Origin of the sequence: Delftia sp. RIT313 (genome assembly GCF_000632165.1) — a bacterium.
Classification (GTDB): domain Bacteria; phylum Pseudomonadota; class Gammaproteobacteria; order Burkholderiales; family Burkholderiaceae_C; genus Comamonas; species Comamonas acidovorans.
The window spans coordinates 19,446-39,782 of record NZ_JFYT01000048.1; the positions used below are offsets into that span (position 1 = coordinate 19,446).

The 20,337-nt window shown below is 67.8% G+C and carries 17 protein-coding genes; 3 read left to right on the forward strand and 14 right to left on the reverse strand.

Going from position 1 to position 20,337, the window contains the following annotated elements; genetic code table 11:
• Positions 1-36: 36 nt before the first annotated feature.
• The 5 genes from BW39_RS14220 to recG all read right to left on the reverse strand — a co-directional run bounded on the left by BW39_RS14220 (position 37) and on the right by recG (position 6,155).
• A complete protein-coding gene (locus BW39_RS14220) occupies positions 37-834 on the reverse strand; it encodes a phosphatase PAP2 family protein (protein WP_043822497.1) in 798 nt (265 codons plus the stop codon).
• Between the two features lie 59 nt (positions 835-893).
• The gene (locus BW39_RS14225) at positions 894-1,499 is read right to left on the reverse strand and encodes a Dps family protein (protein WP_043822499.1); all 606 of its coding nucleotides are present in this window, start codon (positions 1,497-1,499) and stop codon (positions 894-896) included.
• 120 nt (positions 1,500-1,619) lie between these two features.
• Entirely contained in the window at positions 1,620-2,585 is a 966-nt protein-coding gene (locus tag BW39_RS14230) for a LysR substrate-binding domain-containing protein (RefSeq protein ID WP_013804463.1), read from the reverse strand.
• A gap of 226 nt (positions 2,586-2,811) precedes the next feature.
• Positions 2,812-3,585, reverse strand: coding sequence for an MHYT domain-containing protein (locus tag BW39_RS14235; protein ID WP_013804464.1), 774 nt, complete (start codon positions 3,583-3,585; stop codon positions 2,812-2,814).
• A 335-nt stretch (positions 3,586-3,920) separates the two neighbouring features.
• The gene (gene recG, locus BW39_RS14240) at positions 3,921-6,155 is read right to left on the reverse strand and encodes an ATP-dependent DNA helicase RecG (protein WP_043822500.1); all 2,235 of its coding nucleotides are present in this window, start codon (positions 6,153-6,155) and stop codon (positions 3,921-3,923) included.
• Positions 6,156-6,349: 194 nt separating this feature from the next.
• On the opposite strand from recG, the gene BW39_RS14245 reads away from it, so the two are divergent.
• Together BW39_RS14245 and queA are read left to right on the forward strand one after the other, a co-directional pair.
• Positions 6,350-7,609, forward strand: coding sequence for an HD-GYP domain-containing protein (locus BW39_RS14245; RefSeq protein ID WP_013804466.1), 1,260 nt, complete (start codon positions 6,350-6,352; stop codon positions 7,607-7,609).
• Between the two features lie 98 nt (positions 7,610-7,707).
• Positions 7,708-8,805 carry a tRNA preQ1(34) S-adenosylmethionine ribosyltransferase-isomerase QueA gene (gene queA / locus BW39_RS14250; protein ID WP_013804467.1) on the forward strand — a complete coding sequence of 366 codons (1,098 nt, stop codon included), beginning with the start codon at positions 7,708-7,710 and terminating at the stop codon, positions 8,803-8,805.
• Positions 8,806-8,992: 187 nt separating this feature from the next.
• On the opposite strand, the gene BW39_RS14255 is transcribed toward queA, so the two are convergent.
• From BW39_RS14255 to hpf, 9 genes are all read right to left on the reverse strand, one after another.
• Positions 8,993-9,751 (reverse strand): iron ABC transporter ATP-binding protein, encoded by a 759-nt coding sequence (locus BW39_RS14255; RefSeq protein ID WP_043822502.1) that lies wholly within the window; start codon positions 9,749-9,751, stop codon positions 8,993-8,995.
• Entirely contained in the window at positions 9,748-10,746 is a 999-nt protein-coding gene (locus BW39_RS14260) for an iron chelate uptake ABC transporter family permease subunit (protein ID WP_043822503.1), read from the reverse strand. Before BW39_RS14260 ends, BW39_RS14255 begins: the two co-directional genes overlap by 4 nt.
• Positions 10,743-11,726, reverse strand: a complete 984-nt coding sequence (locus BW39_RS14265) for an ABC transporter permease (protein WP_043780677.1) — start codon at positions 11,724-11,726, stop codon at positions 10,743-10,745. Before BW39_RS14265 ends, BW39_RS14260 begins: the two co-directional genes overlap by 4 nt.
• A gap of 46 nt (positions 11,727-11,772) precedes the next feature.
• Complete coding sequence (locus BW39_RS14270) at positions 11,773-12,783, reverse strand: siderophore ABC transporter substrate-binding protein (protein WP_043822504.1); 1,011 nt, start codon at positions 12,781-12,783, stop codon at positions 11,773-11,775.
• Positions 12,784-12,797: 14 nt separating this feature from the next.
• Positions 12,798-14,564, reverse strand: a complete 1,767-nt coding sequence (locus BW39_RS14275; protein WP_043822506.1) for an enterochelin esterase domain-containing protein — start codon at positions 14,562-14,564, stop codon at positions 12,798-12,800.
• 4 nt (positions 14,565-14,568) lie between these two features.
• Entirely contained in the window at positions 14,569-16,758 is a 2,190-nt protein-coding gene (locus BW39_RS14280) for a TonB-dependent receptor (protein WP_043822508.1), read from the reverse strand.
• Positions 16,759-16,998: 240 nt separating this feature from the next.
• Positions 16,999-17,955: an HPr(Ser) kinase/phosphatase gene (gene hprK, locus BW39_RS14285; protein WP_012202934.1), complete on the reverse strand. Its 957-nt coding sequence runs from the start codon at positions 17,953-17,955 to the stop codon at positions 16,999-17,001.
• A gap of 40 nt (positions 17,956-17,995) precedes the next feature.
• Positions 17,996-18,469 carry a PTS sugar transporter subunit IIA gene (locus BW39_RS14290; RefSeq protein WP_013804474.1) on the reverse strand — a complete coding sequence of 158 codons (474 nt, stop codon included), beginning with the start codon at positions 18,467-18,469 and terminating at the stop codon, positions 17,996-17,998.
• 155 nt (positions 18,470-18,624) lie between these two features.
• Positions 18,625-18,984, reverse strand: a complete 360-nt coding sequence (gene hpf / locus BW39_RS14295; protein ID WP_012202932.1) for a ribosome hibernation-promoting factor, HPF/YfiA family — start codon at positions 18,982-18,984, stop codon at positions 18,625-18,627.
• 364 nt (positions 18,985-19,348) lie between these two features.
• Here hpf and BW39_RS14300 point away from each other — a divergent pair, with 364 nt between their 5' ends.
• Entirely contained in the window at positions 19,349-20,272 is a 924-nt protein-coding gene (locus BW39_RS14300) for a phosphoribosylaminoimidazolesuccinocarboxamide synthase (RefSeq protein WP_012202931.1), read from the forward strand.
• Positions 20,273-20,337 lie beyond the last annotated feature (65 nt).

A 20,337-nucleotide genomic window follows, 5' to 3' on the forward strand; every position in this document is an offset into this window, starting at 1 on the left:
TTGTCGCCGCTGGGCGGGCGGGCTCGGCGGCGCGCCTCAGCAGCGCCTGCCGGCAACGCGGGTTTGCGCCCACTCCACGGCACAGATCACCAGCGCCATCCAGGCCAGGCCCAGCAGCCAGCCGGCCAGCACATCGCTGCCATAGTGCACGCGCAGCACCACGCGGCTGGTGCCCACGCCCAGGGCGACAGCCAGGGCCGCCAGACCCACGGGCCAGCGCCAGGCCGGGCGCAGGTACGGCAGCAGCAGCCAGGCCAGCATCAGATAGAGCACGAAGGTGCCCGCGCTGTGGCCGCTGGGGAAGCTGAAGCCGCCTTCAGGCACCCAGCCACCCACGGGGCGCGGACGGCCCACGCTGGTCTTGATGGCGCGTATCCACAGGCCCACGCCAGCCGTGGCCACCACCCAGGCGGCCGCATGCAGCCAGTCGCGCCGCCACAGCAGCAGCGCCAGCACGGCGGCCGACAGCGACACCATCCAGGCCACATTGCCCAGTTGGGTGAAGGCGACCACGGGGCGCACCCAGGCATCGGTGGCATGGCCGGCCAGCCACAGGTGCAGGGCCTCGTCGAGCACCGGCCAGTCGGTGCAGGTGGCGCAGCCTGCGGGCTGGGCCAGGCCCAGCATGTCGCGCACCATCACGGCCAGTGCCAGCAAGGCCAGCACGCCGGCGGCAGCCAGGCCCAGCCATGCGGCCCGCGGCATGGGCAGGCCTGCGTGGCGCAGCCGGGCCGTGGCAGGCAGGCGCAGATAGAAAAAAAGGCCGCCCAGGGCGGCCAGTACCAGGCACAGGCCGCCCGTGGCGGCGTGTGCGTCAATCCAGGTCCAGAGCATGCGGTGGCATCACTCCCGGGCCAGGGTGGGTACGCGGGAAGACTGGGGTTTGCGCAGCATCAGTCTTCGAGCAGGGCGCGCAGCATCCAGGCGGTCTGCTCGTGCACGGTCAGGCGCTGGGTCAGCAGGTCGGCCGTGGGTTCGTCGCTGGCCTTGTCGGCCAGGGGGAACAGACTGCGCGCCGTGCGGGCCACGGCCTCGTGGCCGGCGACCAGGATGCGCACCATCTCCAGGGCCTTGGGCGGATCGTGGGGCACGTCGGCCAGGCTGGTGAGCTTGCCGAAGTCGGCATAGGAGCCCGGCGCGAAATGGCCCAGCGCACGGATGCGCTCGGCGATGGGGTCGACGGCGTTCCACAGCTCCGTGTACTGCCCCATGAACATGGTGTGCAGCGTGTTGAACATCGGGCCGGTGACGTTCCAGTGGAAATTGTGCGTGGTCAGATACAGCGTGTAGGTGTCGGCCAGCAGGGCCGACAGGCCCTTGGCGATGGCCGCGCGGTCCTTGTCGCTGATGCCGATATGGATGGCGGAGGAGCGCACGGACGCCGGTGCCACGTCGGCCAGTGCGGCCTTTGCAGGCTGCACTGCCTTGTCCGCCTTGTCGGCCTGCACGGCCTCTGGCTTCTTTGCACCGGACTTGTCTTTGCTGGCATTTTTGGCCATGGGATCCCTTTCAGCTTCGTACAAACGGAAGATGCTCCCGGCAGGTCGCCCGGGAGCCAGTTGCAACGATAACGCAAGCGCAGCGGCCCCACAGGCCCGACTCGCGCGCCGGTGCGGTCATCAGGACAGGCGTTTGACGCCGGGCAAGGCGCAGGCGTAGACGGCGTTGCGCAGGGCGGCGATGGCCTCGTAGCGCGTGAAGCTGCGGCGCCAGGCCAGGACTACGCGGCGTGTCGGCGGGGCCGAGCCGTCGTCCTCGAGGATGGGCAGGTAGCGGATATGCGGCTCGTCGGTCTTGCGGCGGCGCGCCGTGGTCTCCAGCGCATCGGCGGGCACGGACAGGCGCGGCACCAGGGTCACGCCCATGCCGGCGGCCACCATGTGCTTGATGGTCTCCAGCGACGAGCCTTCGAAGGTGCGGCGAATGCCTTCGGCATTGCTGGCATAGCGTGCGAACTCGGGACAGACCTGGAGCACATGGTCGCGGAAGCAGTGGCCCGAGCCCAGCAGCAGCATGGTCTCGTTCTTGAGATCACTGGTGGAGACATGGTCCTTCTGGGCCAGCGCATGGGTGCTGGGAACGGCGGCCATGAAGGGCTCGTCGTACAGCGGCGCCAGCGCCAGGCCGGTGTCGGGGAAGGGCTCGGCGACGATGGCGCAGTCGATCTCGCCCGTGCGCAGCATCTCCAGCAGCTTGATGGTGTAGTTCTCCTGCAGCATCAGCGGCATCTGCGGCGTGCGCATGATGGAGTTGCGCACCAGGTCCGGCAGCAGGTAGGGGCCGATGGTGTAGATCACACCCAGGGTGAGCACGCCGGACAGCGGGTCCTTGCCGCGCTTGGCGATTTCCTTAATCTCGGCGGCCTGCTCCAGCACGCTTTGCGCCTGACGGATGATCTCCTCGCCCAGCGACGTGACCGACACTTCGCCGGCACTGCGCTCGAAGAGCTTGACATCGAGCTCCTCCTCCAGCTTCTTGATCGCCACGGACAACGTGGGCTGGGACACATAACAGGCTTCGGCGGCGCGGCCAAAATGCTTTTCACGTGCCACGGCCACGATGTATTTGAGTTCGGTAAGTGTCATTGGCGAGCTGTGTCTGGGAGGGAGCCTCGGAAAATACGATGGTCTTACACCAAGAACCTGTGCCGGAACCTTTGTGCAATCAGGCCTTGCGGCCGGCTTGCCGGGGTGCTCCCCTCAAAAGTTCCTGCACAGGTTCTAGGATTTGTCCTAATTCGATTGTGCCAGTCCTCGTCCGCGCATGACCACTGCGCGCTCCCCGACCCGCCGGCTTTTTGTATTTATCCACCTAGTGCAACGGCCGGCGCATCCGGTCGCGTTGCTGCATGAGCTGGTCCATGCCTATCAATGCAGCCAGGCCTATGGCCACGATCACGGTAAAGACCGGAAGGTCCAGGGCGCTGATCACGGCAAAGCCTTGCGGCCTAGCATAACGCTGTGTCTCTGAAATGCATACGAAGTCCGCTGCGGCCATGCCGGTGTAGTGCATGGAACAGACCGCCGCGCCCATGACGGCGGCGGCCAGCGCACGCATGCCCGGCGAGCTGGTGCGAAACGACAGCCACAGCGCGGCGCTGGCAGCCGCCACGGCGATGCCCACGGACAGCAGCACGGTGGGAACGGACCAGACGATGAAGCCCGGAAAGCGCATGCCATACATGCCCAGGTAATGCATGAAGGCCACGCCCAGGCCCAGCAGGGTGCCCGCGCCCAGCACGCGCGCCCCGCTTTCGGGCCGCCGCGCGACAAAGGCCAGCGCCACCGAGGTGGCGGCAACGGCGGCGCACAGGGACAGCAGGGTTTCGACCATGGAGTAGCCCGAACCCATTCCCAGGTTCAGCGCCAGCATGCCCGTGAAATGCATGGACCACACGCCGATGCCGCCCAGCGCCGTGCCCGCCGCCAGCAGGTTCAGCCAGCTGATGCCCTCGCGTCCCCGGATGCGCTGCGCCGCAGTCAGGGCCACGAAGGAGCCCAATACGGCAATGCCATACGACAGGACCACCAGGCCCATGCGCCAGGAGGTCTCGACGATCTCATTCGCTTGAACGGCTTCATTCATGTTGGCAGCTCCTCATTCGCAGAAAAATGGGACAACACAAGAGTGATCGCGGCCGTCCTCCCCGTGGGGGAGGCTTGGCAGGCCATCCCCTCCCGGATGGAGCTACCCTGTTTTTTGTGACTCAATGTACCAAAAGGTCACAAATATTCAATGCCGTAACGGGACGGCGCTGTCACCGCCAGGACGGCATGAAGCGCTCCATTTCGATGGCTACAACGCGCGTGGGAACCATGTCTGGCGCGGGCTGCAGGCCTGCGGAAGATGCCGCTGCCAGGCCGCGCCTGGACACGTAAAAATACGTAACACAGCCACCCAGCAAAAATGGAACGAACCGATCAGGCCTTGAGGAATTCGGCCTTGCCGCCCAGCCAGCGGCCCACATGGCGCTGCGCCAGTTGCGGGTGCTGCTCCAGCATGCGCGGCGCCAGCTCGCGGGCCCAGTCGAGCAGCATGAGGTCCTGCTCCAGATCGGCGAAGCGCAGCATGGGAGCGCCGGACTGGCGCGCGCCCAGGAATTCGCCGGGGCCGCGGATCTCCAGGTCGCGCCGCGCGATCTCGAAGCCGTCATTGGTCTCGGCCATGGCACGCAGCCGGTCCTTGGCCGTCTCGCCCAGGCGCCCACTGTCCCCCACCGAATACAGCAGCACGCAGGCCGAGGCCGCCGCCCCCCGCCCCACGCGCCCGCGCAGCTGGTGCAACTGCGACAGGCCGAAGCGCTCCGCATGCTCGATGACCATGAGCGAGGCGTTGGGCACGTCCACGCCCACTTCGATCACCGTGGTGGAGACCAGCACGCCCATGACCCCGGCGGAGAACAGCTCCATCACGGCCTTCTTCTCGGCCGTGGGCATGCGCGAGTGCAGCAGGCCGACCATGACGTCGGGCAGCATCTCGCTCAGATAGGCATGGGTGGCCGTGGCGTTGGACAGGTCCAGCGCCTCGCTTTCCTCGATCAGCGGGCAGACCCAGTAGACCTGTCGCCCTTCCGCGACCTGGGCGCCTATGCGCTCGATGACCTCGTCCTTGCGGCTGTCGGCAATGAGCTTGGTGACGATGGGCGTGCGGCCCGGCGGCAGTTCGTCGATGGTGGACACATCCAGGTCGGCGTAGTAGCTCATGGCCAGGGTGCGCGGGATGGGCGTGGCGCTCATCATCAGCAGATGGGGCTCCATGCCCGAGGCCGCGAGCTTCTGGCGCAGCGCCAGCCGCTGGGCCACGCCGAAGCGGTGCTGCTCATCGATGACGGCCAGCGCCAGGTTCTTGAACTGCACCTGGTCCTGGATGACGGCGTGCGTGCCCACGACCAGGGCCGCCTCGCCGCTGTGGACCAGCTCCAGCATGGCGGTGCGCTCCTTCTTCTTCTGTGCGCCGGCCAGCCAGGCCACGCGCTTGCCCAGCGGGGCCAGCAGCGGCTCCAGCCAGCCGACCAGCTTGCCGAAATGCTGCTCGGCCAGGATTTCGGTGGGCGCCATCAGCGCGCACTGCCAGCCGGCCTCGATGCAGGCCACGGCCGACAGCGCCGCCACCACGGTCTTGCCCGATCCCACATCGCCCTGCAGCAGCCGGTGCATGGGCATGCGGCGCTCCATGTCGGCAAGGATCTCGGCCACCACGCGCTGCTGGGCGCCGGTCAGGCCAAAGGGCAATTGGTCCAGGAACTGGCGCGCCAGACCCTGGGCGCTGTCCATGGGCTGGGCGCGCAGCACGGGTGCCCTGAGCCGCGCGCGCTCGCGCTTGGCCTCGTATTGGGACAGTTGCTGGGCCAGCAGCTCCTCGGCCTTCAGGCGCTGCCAGGCCGGGTGCGAATGGTCTTCCAGCGTGGCCAGGGCCACATCGGGCGTGGGGTGGTGCAGGAACTGCAGCGCATCGCGCAGGCTGAACAGCGGCGGCAGCCCGCCGTTGCCATGGAACTGCGCCACGGGCGGATGCTCGCCCTGGGGCAGCGTATCGGAGAGATCGGCGCGCAGCATGGCGGTGGCTGCCGCGCGGCGGATGTAGGCCTGGGGCAGGCCCGCCACCGTGGGATAGACGGGCGTAAGCGCCGTGGGCAGGTCGCCGCCCGCCGCGCGAAACGCCGGGTGCAGCATCTGCCGGCCCCAGAAGCCGCCCTTGACCTCGCCGCGGATGCGCAGCCGCGCGCCCACGGACAGGGTCTTCTGGTGCGAGGGGTAGAAGCTGAAGAAGGTCAGCACGCACTCGGCCGTGCCATCGTCCACCGTGACCTTGAGCATGCGGCGCGGGCGCAGTTGCACCTCGCTGTGGGTCACCGTGGCCTCGATCTGCACCGTGTCGCCCTCGCGGGCATTGCGCAGCGCAGTGATGCGCGTCTCGTCCTCATAGCGCAGCGGCAGGTGCAGGGCCAGATCGATGTCGCGCACCAGGCCCATCTTCTGCAGCGCCTTCTGCGCGGCGCTGGCTGCGGGCTTGGCGGGCGCTGCTGGCTTGTCTCCCGCCTTGTCCGCTGCCTTGCCGCCCTTGCCTGCGGCCTTTCCCTTGCCGGCACGCGCGGCCTTGCCGCCGGGGGCGTCACGCCCCAGATCTGGGAAGGCAGAGGAGACGTTCAAGGGCATGGGCTATCCTGTTTCAGAGCATGCGCATGGACATGGGCGGGCATGCAGCATAGTGTATGAATATACAGGTGTAGGCAACACGCCACGTTCATGCCGGATGCCCTTGCCCAAAGCACCCTTGAGGCCCCGGGTCTCTGGGGAAGCCGCTACCATGCACGCTGACGTTACGTAGTGTTACCCCGCCACCGAATGCCATGTTGAAGCGTATCAATGTCCAGCATGTCACTCTGGGCATGTTCCTGCACGAGTTCTGCGGCTCCTGGATGGAGCATCCTTTTTGGCGAACCCGTTTCCTGCTCCGCTCCGAGGCCGACCTCCAGCGCCTGCGCTCCACCTCCATCCAGGAGGTCTGGATCGACGTGCGCAAGGGCCTGGACGTGGGTGTCCAGGTGCCTTGCCTGCGCTTTGACCCGCAGGACGAGCTTCGCCACCAGATCCCGGACAGCGCCCGCCCTGTCTCCGAGCAGAGCACGGCCCCCATTTCCACCGCTACCGAGCTGCGCCGCGCCGCCCAGACCTGCGTGCAGGCCAAGCAATTGCTCAGCCGCCTGTTCAGCGACGCACGGCTGGGCCGGCCCGTGGACGCCACGGCCGCCGGGCAACTGGTGGACGATGTGACGGCCTCCGTGGCGCGCAATCCCCACGCCCTGATCGGCCTGGCACGGCTGAAGACGGCCGACGACTACACCTACATGCACAGCCTGGCCGTGTGCGCGCTGATGGTGGCCCTGGCCAAGCGCATGGGCCTGGACGACCACAGCCTGCGCAAGGCCGGCATGGCCGGTCTCATGCACGATTTAGGCAAGACCGCGATCCCGGTCGCCGTGCTCAACAAGCCCGGGCCGCTGGACGATGCGGAATGGGCGCTGATGCGCGCCCACCCACGCCATGGCGAGCAGCTGCTGCGCCCGCTGGGCCTGGACGACGAGGTCATCGATGCCTGCCTGCACCATCACGAAAAGGTGGACGGCAGCGGCTACCCCGACGGACTGCAGCAGGGCGACATCGGCCTGCTGGCGCGCATGACGGCGATCTGCGATGTCTACGACGCCATCACCTCGGACCGGCCCTACAAGAAGGGCTGGCCGCCCTCGGAGGCGCTGCGGCGCATGGCCGAGTGGAGCCCCCGCCATTTCGACAAGCGGCTGTTCGAGCAGTTCGTGCAGACCGTGGGCATCTATCCGCTGGGCTCGCTGGTGCGCCTGCATTCGCAGCGCCTGGCCGTCGTGGTCGATGCCTCGCCGGGCAGCCTGCTGGCGCCGCGCGTCAAGGTGTTCTATTCGCTGCGCCAGGCCTGCCGCATCACGCCCGAGATCGAGGACCTGTCCGAGAGCCAGGGCAACGACCGCATCATCGCGCGTGAGGACCCGGTGAACTGGGACTTCCCGGATCTGGAGACGCTGTGGTTGGAGTTCGAGCGCCAGCCCCAGACACAGGCCCAGATGGCCAAGTGACCGCCGCGAAATTCCGGGGATGACCCCAGGGTTTGCGACAATGGCGGACTTCCGTTCAACGAACTTGGAACGGGCCATGTCCGGCCCTCAAGCACTGCATGTCCTCCCTGTCCCGTGTGTTTTCGCTCAGCGATTTCGACTTCGAGCTTCCTGAGAACCTGATCGCCCAGCATCCTGCCGCCCAGCGCAGCGCCTCGCGCCTGCTCGACGGCCGCGACGATGCCACCCCGCCCACCGACCGCATCTTCCACGAGCTGCCCGACCTGCTGCAGCCCGGCGACCTGCTGGTGTTCAACGACACGCGCGTGCTCAAGGCGCGCATCTTCGGCGAGAAGGCCAGCGGCGGCCGGCTGGAGCTGCTGGTCGAGCGCGTGCTCGAAGGCAACGATGTCGTGGCCCACATGCGCGTCAGCAAGAAGCCCCTGCCCGGCTCGCGCATCCACCTGTGCGGCGGCAAGAACCGCGGCGGCTTCGACGCCGTGCTGCGCGGCCGCTGGCCCGACGAGAACGGCCCGCTGTTCCACCTGAGCTTCGAAGGCCCGCGCGGCGAGACGCCCCACGAGCTGATGGAGCGCTTCGGCCACCTGCCGCTGCCGCCCTATATCGAGCGCCACCAGGACACCGGCAACGACCCCGACGCCGCCGAAGACAGCGAGCGCTACCAGACCGTCTTCGCGGCCCGCCCCGGCGCCGTGGCCGCGCCCACGGCCGCCCTGCACTTTGACGACGCCGTGCTGGCCCGCCTGGCCGAGCGCGGCATCGAGCGCGCCAGCGTCACGCTGCACGTGGGCGCCGGCACCTTCCAGCCCGTGAAGACCGAGAACCTGGCCGACCACCAGATGCACAGCGAGTGGTACGAGATCCCGCTGGCCACGCTGGCTGCGCTGGAACGCTGCCGCCAGCGCGGCGGCCGCGTCGTCGCCGTGGGCACGACCACGGTGCGCACGCTGGAGTCCTGGGCCCAGACGGGCCAGTTCTCCGGCGACACGCGCATCTTCATCACGCCCGGCTTCGAGTACCAGGTGGTCGATCTGCTGATCACCAACTTCCACCTGCCCAAGAGCACGCTGATGATGCTGGTCAGCGCCTTCGCGGGCTACGAGCAGGTGATGGCGCTGTACCGCCATGCGATTGCGCAGGAGTACCGCTTCTTCAGCTATGGCGATTCCATGCTGTTGAAAAGAAGCACCCCCTGAGCGGCTTACGCCGCTTCCCCCCGTTGCACGGCGCCTCTCTACCCGCTTCGCGAGGGAGGGGGGCATACGGGCAGCCGGCGACACCCTCGCGGCGGGGCGGCGCGGCCGGCTTAGGCCCTTCCTCGGTGTTCCTCGCTTTTGGGAAGCGCCAGTTTTATGCGCCGCGCGCCGATCTGACTCTCAAGCTTCAACCAAAGTAATGGCAGAGCCTGCGGCCCTTGACCTCGTGCACGCTGACGGGGATGCCGTAGAGGGTGCTGAGGACTTCGTCCTGCACGACCTCGGCCGGCGTGCCCGCCACGGCCAGGCGTCCGTCCTTGAGCGCAATGATGTGGTCGGCGTAGCAGGAGGCGAAGTTGATGTCGTGCAGCACCATGACCACGGTCTTGCCGCGCTCGGTGACCGCGCGGCGCAGCAGGCCCATCATGCTGACGGCGTGGGCCATGTCCAGATTGTTCAGCGGCTCGTCCAGCAGGATGAAGGGCGTGTCCTGGCACAGCACCATGGCGATGTAGGCGCGCTGGCGCTGGCCGCCTGACAGTTCGTCGAGAAAGCGCTCGGCCAGCGGCGTGAGCTGCAGGTACTCCAGCGCCTCGTCCACATGGCGCAGGTCTTCGGGGCCCAGCCGGCCCTTGCTGTGCGGAAAGCGGCCAAAGCCCACCAGGTCGCGCACCGTCAGGCGCAGCGTGCTCTGGTTGTCCTGGCGCAGGATGGCCATGATGCGCGCCAGCGCCTCGGTGGGCGTGGTGGCCACGTCGAGGCCGGCCACCCGCACCTTGCCCTCCGTGATGGGCATGAGGCGGCTGACCAGGGACAGCAGCGTGGACTTGCCCGCACCGTTGGGCCCGATGATGGCCGTCAGCGCCCGCTCGGGCACATCGAAATTGAGCTCCTGCAGCACTGCCGTGCCGCCATGGCGCTTGAGCAGATCACGCACCTCGATCATTGGGTCCCCTTGCGCATGAGCAGCACGATGAAGACGATTCCACCCAGGAACTCCACCACGATGCTCAGCACGGTATTGAATTGAAAAAGCTGCTCCAGCAGCACCTGCCCACCCATGAGCAGCACGCAGCCCCAGAGCACGGCCGCAGGCAGCACCCAGGCATGGCGGCGCGTGCCCATGGCGTGATAGGCCATGTTGCTGACCAGCAGGCCGAAGAAGATCACCGGGCCGACCAGGGCCGTGGACACGGCCACCATGCAGGCCACCACGGCGAGCAGCCGCAGCAGACGGCCCTCGTAGTCCAGGCCCAGGCTGACGGCGGCATCGCGCCCCAGCGAGATCACGTCCAGCACCCGGCGCTGGCGCCAGATCCAGGCGCTGCCCAGGGCGATCAGCAGCAGCGACGGCAGCAGCAGTTGCAGGTTCACCGCGTTGAAGTTGGCGAACATGCGGTCCTGCAGCGCCGTGAACTCATTGGGATCGAGCACGCGCATGGCCAGCCCGGCCAGGCTGCGAAAGAAGATGCCGCCCACCATGCCCACCAGCAGCATCAGATGCAGGCTGCTGGCATGGCCCACGAACAGCCAGCGCATCAGCAGCACGCTGAAGCCCATCATCAGCACGATGTTGAGCGCATAGCGCCCGACCTCGCCCATGGCGGACACGCCCGCCGCGCCCAGCATCAGCACCATGGACGCCTGCACGAACAGGTACAGCGCATCCAACCCCATGACGGAAGGCGTGAGGATGGTGTTGTGCGACACGGTCTGGAACACCACGGTGGACAGGCCGATGGCACAGGCTACCAGCGCCATGGTCAGCACCTTGGCGCCCCGGTGCTCCAGCACGAAGGCCCAGTCGGTCTTGACGCCCACGGTCATGAAGGCCAGCAGGCACAGCAGGGCCAGCGCGCCCAGCAGCGCCAGGCGCGCGCCATGGCCCCAGCTGCGCGCTGCAGGCTCATCGGAAGCCACGGATTGCGGCAGGCTGCTCATGCACGGTCCTTGCGGCGGCGCAGGATCAGCGCCAGGAACAGGGCACTGCCCAGCACGCCCAGCACGGTGCCCACGGGGATTTCATAGGGAGCGATCAGCAGCCGCCCGACCAGGTCGCACAGCACGGTCAGGCCCGCGCCGATCAGCGCCACCCACAGCACGCTGCGGCGCACGTTGTCGCCCAGAACCAGGCGCACCACGTTGGGCACGATCAAGCCCACAAAGGGCAGGCTGCCGGCCGTGACCACCACGGCCGAAGTAGCCACGGCCACCACCACCAGCCCCTGCCAGACCAGGCGCCGGTAGTTCAGGCCCAGGTTGGTGGCAAAGCTCTCGCCCAGGCCCGCCACGGTGAAACGGTCGGCCGCCAGGCAGGCCAGAGCCGTGACGCCCAGCGACAGCCACAGCAACTCGTAGCGGCCTTGGACCACCAGCGAGAAATCGCCGTTGGACCAGGACTTGAGCGCCTGCATCATGTCGAACTGCAGCGCCAGAAAGCTGGCGGCTGCCTCCAGCACGCCGGCCAGCACCAGGCCGACCAGGGGCACCATCCACGACGAACGCAGCCGGATGCGCGAGAGCACGGCCAGGAACAGCGCCGTGCCCAGCAGTGCCGCCACGGCCGAAATCCCCATCTTGGCCATCACCGGCCAGTGCGGCACCCAGAGGAACGCGGCCAGCATGCCCAGGCTGGCCGACTCCACCGTGCCCACGGTGGAAGGCTCCACGAAATGGTTGCGCGCCAGCATCTGCATGAGCAGTCCGCAGACCGCCATCGATGCGCCGGCCAGCACCAGGGCCAGCGTGCGCGGCACGCGGCTGTAGACCAGCACCTGGCTGGCCAGGTCGTCCTCGCTGCGCGACCACAGCACGCTCCAGTGCATGTCGCCCGCGCCCACCATCAGGCTGGCCAGCGACAGCGCCAGCAACAGGCCCAGCGCGAAAAGCCAGGCAAGGGCCTGGCGCGATGGGCGTGACATGGGCGCGGCGTGCGCGGTGGTGACAGGCGGGCTCAACGCTTTGAGGTCATGTGCGGGTGAAGGCATCCGACAGTTGCTGGATATTGGCCTTCAGCGCGCCCGGCCCGGCGTTGGACAGGGTGTACCAGTTGGCCGCATTCAGATAGACCACCTGCTTGCCGCGCCAGGCCTTGGTGGCGCGCACCAGCGGGTTGTCCAGCAGTTGCTGGGCGGTCTTGCCATCCTGGCCGATGGCCACGTCGCGGTCGATGACGAACAGCCAGTCGGGATTGGTCTTGAGCAGGAACTCGAAGGAGACCACCTGCCCATGGCGCGCCACCGTCAGGTTGTCGATGGCCGGCTTCACGCCGAACACATCGTGCAGCATGCCGAAGCGCGAGCCCGGACCGTAGGCACTGAGCTTGCCGCCCGAGGTCAGCAGCACCAGCCCCTTGCCGGCGTCCTGCGCCTTCCCATGCAATGCGGTGATGGCCTGCTCCACCGACCGGACCTCGGCCTCGGCCTTGTCCTGCAGGCCGTAGACGGCGCCCAGCGTGCGGATGTTGCGGTAGATGTCGGCCATCTGGTGCTGGTCGCTGACACTGAGGTCCAGCACGGGGGCGAAGCGCGACAGCTCCTTGTACTTGGCCTCGGAGCGGCCGCCCACGATGATGAGGTCGGGCGACAGCGCCTTGATGGATTCGTAGTCAGGCTCGAACAGGCTGCCGATGCGTGCATACCTGGCATCGGCATAGCGGGCCAGCAGCGGCGGCATCTTGAACTCGGGCACTCCCCGCACCTCGCCGCCCAGCGCCTGCAGCGTGTCCAGCGCCGCCAGCTCGAACACCAGCACGCGCACGGGCTTGAAGGGCACCTGGATCTCGCCCTTGGCATGCGGCACGGTCACGGTCTTGCCGGCCGCTGCCGTCTGGGCACGGGACATCTGCGCCGCCAGCGGCAGCGTGACCAGCACGCCCAGGCCCTGGCCCATCTTCGCCAGGATCCGGCGACGGGAATGATTTGCATTCATGGTGTTCATTCTTACAGTGATTGCTGTATTGCCAGGAAGTTCAAACATTGGCTTTTGCGGCATCAGGGAAGTGCAGGCGTGCCGTCCGGCATGCGCTCGCAGGCCGGCAGACCCTGGGCGAAGCGCCCGGAATTGAGCAGGGCCACCAGGCCGCAGGCCAGCGAGCCCTGCCACTGCAGATAGTCATGGCTGGTCTCGTGCTCGGCCTGGGTGACTTCGTAGCCCCTGGCGCGCAGCACATCGGCCAGGTGGCGGTTGGTTTCCAGGATGCCGTCCTGCCCGCCGCGTGCGCGCTCGTAGCGGCCTGCATCCAGATAAAAGCGCACGGGCTGGCGCGGCTCCTGGGCATAGCGGCGCTGCACCCAGCCCGGCACCTCGCCGGCCGGCGACCACCAGAACGATCCCGACATGCTCAGCACGTTGCCAAACCAGTGCGCATTGACCAGGCCCGCATAGGCCGAGGCCAGGCCGCCAAAGCTGGAGCCACCGATCACCGTGCGCGCCGCCGGCTGGCCCAGGCCCTGTTCACCCACCCAGGGCATCAGTTCCTCATCCAGAAAGCGCGCGAAGGCGGTGTTGGGCGGCAACTCCCTGCCGCGCGCCTGCGGGCTGGCGTTGTCCACCAGCACCACGGCCGTGGGCGGGATCAGACCGTCGGCCATGAGGTTGTCGATGAGGGTGGGCGTGGACACCTGCTTCGCATAGGCGTTGCCGTCGAACAGCACCAGAAGCGCCTCGGGCGCCTGGCCGCCCGCCGGGCGGTAGGTCCAGACATCGCGGCTGTTGCCCAGTACGCGGCTGGACAGGCGGTGCTGCACCAGCGCCCCCTGGGCCACGCCCGCGCGTGGCGCCACCCAGGGCTGGGGTGGGGCCTTGGGCAGCTCCAGCACGGAGGCGCCCTGGAAGGCGTCGATGAAGCCCCCCTCGGGGGGCTGCGGAAACACCTTGGGATTGAGCGGATCGCGCTGCGCCGTGGCCAGCAGGGCGCGGCGCTGCTCCATGGCCGAGCCTGCGATCAGCGGCACATCGGGCGCCAGGCGGTAACTGAGCCGCGCGTTGTCGGCCATGCGGAAGCTGGCCCACCAGACATCGCTGCCGTCGAGGTGCTGCAGCGGATCATGGTTGCCGGCCGGGCTGCCGAACAGGCGAACCCCCTGCATGCCGGCGCGCGGCTGGCCACGCCACAGGAAGGTGACCAGGGACTGGCCGCCGGGCAGCGGCTCCACCATCGGCGCGCCCTCCTCCTGCACGCGCCGCCAGAAGGCGTCTGCCGCCACGCCCGAACCCGCGCCGCGCTGGATGGCCTGCGCCAGGGCCTGCAAGCGTGGGCTTTCCAGCGCAGGCCGCTCCGGGGCCTGCACAGCCTTGGCGCCCAACGGCGCAAGACTGGAGGTCAACCGCAGCGCAAAGCGGCCGGCTGCGGATTTCACCTCGCCGGCCATCAGCGCGTCCGTTGCGATGTGGCGCGCCACCAGCCTTTGCCTGCCGGCTCCCTCCGTGACCCACATCAGCGACTGCGCACCGCCATCGGGCCGCGCCAGGCGGCGCAGGTGCCGGCCCTGGGCATCCTCCAGGTCCAGGGCCACGCCCTGCCCTTCGAATTCACCCTGGACCACGTGGCCGGCGGGCAGATCGACGCGCCAGGACTCGCGCCCCCCGGCAGCCAGGACCCCTGTGGCCGCCTGGCCCGGCGCCAGCGTGCCCGGCCGTGCGGCCAGGGCCTGCCGCGATGCGGCTGCCGTCATGACTTCACCGGCATGGACGGCTGCGCCCAGCAGGCACAGCAGCGAGGCGGCCACGCACAGGCCTTGTCGTGCAGCTTGCGCCATGGCGTCAGAAGTCCACCGTGGCCGAGACACGTACCGTGCGCGGGCCGCCCGTGGTGGCGAAGTTGTCGTTGAAGCTGCCGGCCCAGTAGGACTTGTCGAACAGGTTCTCCACCGTGGCGCGGAAGGTGACGGGTTTGGCCGCGATGCGGGTGGCATAGCGCGCGCCCACGTCCACGCGGGTCCAGCTGGGCATCTTCAGCGTGTTGGCCGAATTCACCCACTGGGCGCCCGTGTAGATCAGGCGACCGGTGACCGTGGCGCCCGGGAGCGCGGGCACGTCCCATTCGCCGCCCAGGTTGGCCGTCCAGCGCGGCACGCCGTAGACGCCGAAGCCATCGCGCGCGCCGCCCTGGGTCTTGCTCTGGATGGCCTGGGTGTAGGCCAGGCCTCCCAGCACGCGCGTGCCGCGCAGCGGCTCGCCGAACACATTCCACTCCAGGCCCCGGTTGCGCTGCTCGCCATCCATCAGCAGGCGGTTGGTCGCGGTCTCCACCACGGACGAGGGCCGCTCGATCTGGAACAGCGAGACCGTCTGCGTGAAATCACCCGTGCGCCACTTGGCGCCAATCTCGAACTGTTTGGTCTTGTAGGGCGCGAACACTTCTCCGGCATTGGCATAGGTGGCGCCGACGATGGAGCCCGCGCTCAGGCCCTGCACATGGTTGGCGTACAGCGAGACCGCATCGCCCCAGGGCTTGACCACCAGGCCCAGCGCGGGCGAGACGGCCTGCTCGTTGTAGCCCGCCATCTTCTGGTTCACGCGCTGCAGGCGTGCGCCCACGGTCAGTTGCACGGCATCGCCACCCCAGCTCAGCGTGTCGGCCAGGGCCAGGCTGCTGAGCACGTCGTCGCGCTCCTGCTTGATGGCGCCGTAGGGGCCGGCCAGCGTGATGGGCGCGGGGTTGTAGATGTTGGTGATGTAGCTGGCGCTGGTGGCCACGGCCGCGCGCCCGCCCTTCTGGTTCATCCAGTTCAGGGAGGCCACCAGCAGGTGGTTCACGCCGCCCGTGCGCAGGCGCCCGCGCACGCCGAACTCGGCCGCCGTGCTGTCGGTATAGCCGTACTGGTTGTAGGTCTGGCCCACGGCCGAGCCGTCGCCCTGGGCGCGCAGCACCACGCGCGTGCCGTTGAGCATGCCGTCGTAGGCATGCTGCGCCGTGCCTGCGGAGCCGAACAGCGTCCAGTCCGCGCCCAGGTCCACCGAGCCGCGCAGCATCAGCGCATCGCTTTGCTGCTTGGCGTGTATGCCGGGGAACAGGTTGGTCGTGGCGTCGGGTGCCGCGATGACCTGCTTGAGGTTCTGCATGCTGACCATCATCGGGCTGCCGTCGCGGATGGTGGAGCGGTAGCTGTAGGCATCCAGCCCCAGCGTGAATCCGTCGCCCTGGTAGTCCAGCGCCAGCGCGCCCAGGCCATGGCGGCGGTTCTGGCCGTCGATCTCGGTGTCGCCGCTCGAGGTGCTGCCGTTGACGCGTATGCCCAGGCGGCGCTCGGGGCCGAAGCGGCGCGAGACATCGGCCTGCAGGCCCAGCTGCGAGCCGCTGCTGAACATGGTGGTCACGCGCGTGAGATCCTGGGCCAGCGGGCGCTTGGTCACCAGGTTGATGGTGCCGCCCACGGCGCCGCCGGGCGTCATGCCGCTCATCAGCGCACCGGGGCCCTTGAGCACCTCCACGCGCTCGATCATCTCGACGGGCACGTGGCCGTCGGGCGCCAGGCCATACAGGCCGTTGAAGCCCAGCTCCGAGGCATTCACCCCCAGGCCGCGGATGGTGAAGTTCTCGTAGGCATGGCCGGTGTTGGTGGTGAAGCGCACCGAAGGATCGTTTTCCAGCACCGACATCAGCGTGGCCGCGTTCTGGTTGGCAATGCCTTCGGCCGTGTAGGAAGTGATGTTGAACGGCGTGTCCATCACATCGCGCTGGCCCAGCACGCCCAGGCCCGCCCCCTTGGCCACCTGGCCGCCCGGGGCCACCGTGGGAAGGGTCTGGGGATCGGTGGTGCCCCGCACCGTGACCTCGCCCAGCTCGGCGTCAGCAGCCCAGGCGCCCGCGGGCAGCGCCGCGGCAGTCACCATGGCGCAGACACGGGCGATGATGCCCAGGCGGTGGAGCGTGCAAACAGGGGTGCAAACAGGGGTGAAGGGGCTGACGGCGCCTGCGCGCGGCAGGCCGATGCGGGTACGGGAAGACATCCGGGAGGGCTTTCGAGACGGAAGGAAATGCGCCGCATCCAGCCCGGAGCCACTCGGGCACACTCGGACACAGGCCGGATACGGCATCTGCCCGAATTATAGAAAATGAGAATTATTCTTATTAAGAAAGCAGCAACAACGCACCGCGCGCAAACATGGGCGCACGGCCAGCAAACAATCGCGTTGAAAACAGTGGGGGCCAGGCAACAGGCGGCCCGGCCTCGGCGACGCCAGCGGCCGCTAGAAGGTGTCGCCGCGCTCCATGGCGCGGCGGTGGCGCTGCACGAATTCCTGGTAGGTGTCGATGCCGCGCAGCTGCAAGATGGCATTGCGCACGGCGGCCTCGACCAGCACGGCGATGTTGCGGCCCGCCACCACCTGGATCACCACCTTGCGCACGGGCACGCCGAGCACATCCTGCGTCAGCGGCTCGGCCGGCAGGCGCTCGTACTCGCGCTCCATGGTTTCCTTGCGCACCAGGTGTACGATGAGCTTGAGGCGCATCTTGCGGCGCACGGCCGTCTCGCCAAAGATCGCGCGGATGTCCAGCAGGCCGATGCCGCGCACCTCCAGCAGGTTCTGCAGCAGCTCGGGGCACTTGCCCTCGATCGTCGTCTGGTTGATGCGGTACAGGTCCACCGCGTCATCGGCCACCAGGCCGTTGCCGCGCGTCACCAGTTCCAGCCCCAGCTCGCTCTTGCCCAGGCCCGACTCGCCCGTGATCAGCACACCCATGCCCAGGATGTCCATGAACACGCCGTGCATGGTGGTGCGGTCGGCGAAATGCTTGGCCAGGTAGGCGCGCAGCACATCGATCACGAAGGCCGACTGCTCGCGCGTGGAGAACATGGGAATGTGGGCGCGCTCGCACATGGACAGCAGCGCCTCGGGCGCCGTCTGCCCGTCGGCCAGCACCAGTACGGGCGGCTCCAGCGTGACGATGCGTGCCACGCGGCGCTGGCAGTCCTGCGGCGTGGCATTGCTCAGATAGGCGATCTCGCGCTCGCCCAGCACCTGCAGCCGGTAGGGATGGATGTAGTTCAGGTAGCCGACGAGGTCCGCGCCGGAGCGCGCCGAGCGCACGGCCATCTCGTCGAAACGGCGCTCCGAGGCTCCCAGGCCCGCCACCCACTCCCAGCGCAGGCTGGAGCGGAACTCCTCGAACAGGACATCGGCGCTGATGGCACTGGGTCTCATGGCAAGGCCCGTGAAAAGGGGAAGGAAAAAGTCTGGAAGACTAGACCAGGGGCGCAGCGGAGGACTGCCAGCCGGCAATCATTCCATGCAGCCGGGCCGCATCGGCGCAGGACTTCAGGCGCTCACGCAGCTGGCTGTCGCTGAGAAGCTCGGCGATTTCGGACAGGATTTCCAGATGCTTCTGGGTGGCCGCCTCGGGCACCAGCAGAAAGATCAGCAGGCCCACGGGCTGCTCATCGGGGGCATCGAAACCAATGGGATTGTCCAGTTGGAACACGGCCGCCATGGGAGCGGTCAGCCCCTTGATGCGCCCATGGGGAATGGCCACGCCGTGGCCGAGCCCCGTCGAGCCCAGGCGTTCGCGTGCAAACAGGCTGTCGGTGATGAGTGCGCGGGACAGGCCATGCAGGCTCTCGAAAAGCAGACCTGCTTCTTCGAAAGCGCGCTTTTTGCTGGTGACGTCAACGCTCACGAGCACTTGAGCGGCGGGCAGGATGGAGGCAAGACGGTTCATGGTTCGGGAAACAATTATGCACCGCAGTGCCGGAAACCGTGGGGAAACCCTGACCCCCATCAAAAACCGCCCCGAAGGGCGGTGGTCGTGCGTGGCTCATCAGCCACATAAGCGCAGGTATTGTAAGCGCCCGCACAGGGCTGGCGCCTTACCTGTCACCCGACTGACGCCAAGGTCAGCCCAGCATCATCGAGTCGCTTGGCCGAACCATAGCGGCTGCCCTGCTGGCGGGTCTTGTAGCGCACCACCACGCGGTCCAGCTTGTCAGCCAGCGCATCGACGGCGGCGTAGAGATCGAAGTGAGAGGTCTCGACAAAAAGATCCTGGCCCTTGACGCGCAGCGTGCAACCGGCACGTTGGCGCTTTTCCTTCTCCTTTTGGTTATGAACGGTCAGCAAGACCTTTACATCCACCACCTGGTCAAAGTGTCGAAGAATGCGTTCGAGCTTGGCCATGACGTAACTGCGCAGCGAGGGAGTGACCTCCAGGTGATGCCCACTAATCGTCAGATTCATATCTAAACACTCCTTGCTCTGGATGAAAACAGCCCGGTCCACCGGGAGACGATCCGCAGGGACAGGTGCTTGCAGGCCGGAATGCGCATTCGTTTGCTTGCGAATCCACTATGCGCCGGGGTCTGCCCAAAAGCAACGCCGCAAGCCGATAGCGCAGGACGGTGCAGGGCCTTGGAGGCGGGTTTTGCGCGCCATGCAATTGGGCGCACAATCGGCGGGTTTGCCAGGCTGCGCCCCTGGGGTGGGGCTTGCCAAGGGCCGCCCGTCACCGTGAGGCGCCGTTGGTTAGAATCGCGCTCCTGCGCGTGCCGCTTGCAGCCATCCGGCCGCTGCAGCCTCTTTGCCAGATTGCCCCTTGCCTCACATGACCACCCAGTCCCGCCCCTCCGCCCTGCACACTTCCAACATTGCCTCGCTGCCGCTGCTCGCGCGCGGCAAGGTGCGCGACAACTATGCCGTGGGCGATGACCGCATCCTGATGGTGGCCTCGGACCGCCTGTCGGCCTTCGACGTGATCATGGGCGAGCCCATCCCCGGCAAGGGCGAGCTGCTGACGCAAATGGCGCTGTTCTGGTTCGACAAGCTCGGCCACATCTGCCCCAACCACCTGACCGGCGAAGCGCCCGAGTCCGTGGTCACGCCCGCCGAAGTGCCCCAGGTCACGGGCCGCTCCATGCTGGTCAAGCGCCTCAAGCCCGTGCTGATCGAGGCCGTGGTGCGCGGCTACCTGGCCGGCAGCGGCTGGAAGGAATACCAGGAATCGCGTTCGGTCTGCGGCGTGCCCCTGCCCGAAGGCCTGACCAACGCCGCCAAGCTGCCCGAGCCCATCTACACCCCGGCCGCCAAGGCCGAGATGGGCGACCATGACGAGAACATCACCTACGAGCGCACGGTGGAGATGGTCGGCGAGAAGCTGGCCTCCCAGATCCGCGATACGGCCATCCGCATCTACAAGGAAGCTGCGGCCATCGCCCTCGAAAAGGGCATGATCATTGCCGACACCAAGTTCGAATTCGGCCTGGACGAGAACGGCGAACTCGTGCTGATGGACGAAGTCCTCACGCCCGACAGCTCGCGCTACTGGCCCGTGGAGGGCTATGCCCAGGCCCTGGCCAATGGCGAGAACCCGCCCAGCTACGACAAGCAGTTCGTGCGCGACTGGCTGGAGCAGGCCCAGGTCAACGGCAAGCCCTGGGACAAGAAGGCCCCGGCCCCGCGCCTGCCCCAGGAAGTGACCGAGAAGACGGCCGCCAAGTACCGTGAAGCCCTGCAGCGCCTGACGGCCTGACGGCCCGCCGTAGCCCGGCCCCGCGCGCCTTTCCCCGCAAAAGAGAGCTTCGGCTCTCTTTTTCC

What these genes read in the sequence shown, in the direction of transcription:
- BW39_RS14280 (WP_043822508.1), bottom strand. Translation starts at nt 16,758, where the DNA reads ATGTCTTCCCGTACCCGCATCGGCCTGCCGCGCGCAGGCGCCGTCAGC.
- queA (WP_013804467.1), top strand. Translation starts at nt 7,708, where the DNA reads ATGTCCTCCCTGTCCCGTGTGTTTTCGCTCAGCGATTTCGACTTCGAG.
- hpf (WP_012202932.1), bottom strand. Translation starts at nt 18,984, where the DNA reads ATGAATCTGACGATTAGTGGGCATCACCTGGAGGTCACTCCCTCGCTG.
- BW39_RS14220 (WP_043822497.1), bottom strand. Translation starts at nt 834, where the DNA reads ATGCTCTGGACCTGGATTGACGCACACGCCGCCACGGGCGGCCTGTGC.
- hprK (WP_012202934.1), bottom strand. Translation starts at nt 17,955, where the DNA reads ATGAGACCCAGTGCCATCAGCGCCGATGTCCTGTTCGAGGAGTTCCGC.
- BW39_RS14225 (WP_043822499.1), bottom strand. Translation starts at nt 1,499, where the DNA reads ATGGCCAAAAATGCCAGCAAAGACAAGTCCGGTGCAAAGAAGCCAGAG.
- BW39_RS14245 (WP_013804466.1), top strand. Translation starts at nt 6,350, where the DNA reads ATGTTGAAGCGTATCAATGTCCAGCATGTCACTCTGGGCATGTTCCTG.
- BW39_RS14275 (WP_043822506.1), bottom strand. Translation starts at nt 14,564, where the DNA reads ATGGCGCAAGCTGCACGACAAGGCCTGTGCGTGGCCGCCTCGCTGCTG.
- BW39_RS14265 (WP_043780677.1), bottom strand. Translation starts at nt 11,726, where the DNA reads ATGTCACGCCCATCGCGCCAGGCCCTTGCCTGGCTTTTCGCGCTGGGC.
- BW39_RS14255 (WP_043822502.1), bottom strand. Translation starts at nt 9,751, where the DNA reads ATGATCGAGGTGCGTGATCTGCTCAAGCGCCATGGCGGCACGGCAGTG.
- BW39_RS14235 (WP_013804464.1), bottom strand. Translation starts at nt 3,585, where the DNA reads ATGAATGAAGCCGTTCAAGCGAATGAGATCGTCGAGACCTCCTGGCGC.
- recG (WP_043822500.1), bottom strand. Translation starts at nt 6,155, where the DNA reads ATGCCCTTGAACGTCTCCTCTGCCTTCCCAGATCTGGGGCGTGACGCC.
- BW39_RS14230 (WP_013804463.1), bottom strand. Translation starts at nt 2,585, where the DNA reads ATGACACTTACCGAACTCAAATACATCGTGGCCGTGGCACGTGAAAAG.
- BW39_RS14270 (WP_043822504.1), bottom strand. Translation starts at nt 12,783, where the DNA reads ATGTTTGAACTTCCTGGCAATACAGCAATCACTGTAAGAATGAACACC.
- BW39_RS14290 (WP_013804474.1), bottom strand. Translation starts at nt 18,469, where the DNA reads ATGAACCGTCTTGCCTCCATCCTGCCCGCCGCTCAAGTGCTCGTGAGC.
- BW39_RS14300 (WP_012202931.1), top strand. Translation starts at nt 19,349, where the DNA reads ATGACCACCCAGTCCCGCCCCTCCGCCCTGCACACTTCCAACATTGCC.
- BW39_RS14260 (WP_043822503.1), bottom strand. Translation starts at nt 10,746, where the DNA reads ATGAGCAGCCTGCCGCAATCCGTGGCTTCCGATGAGCCTGCAGCGCGC.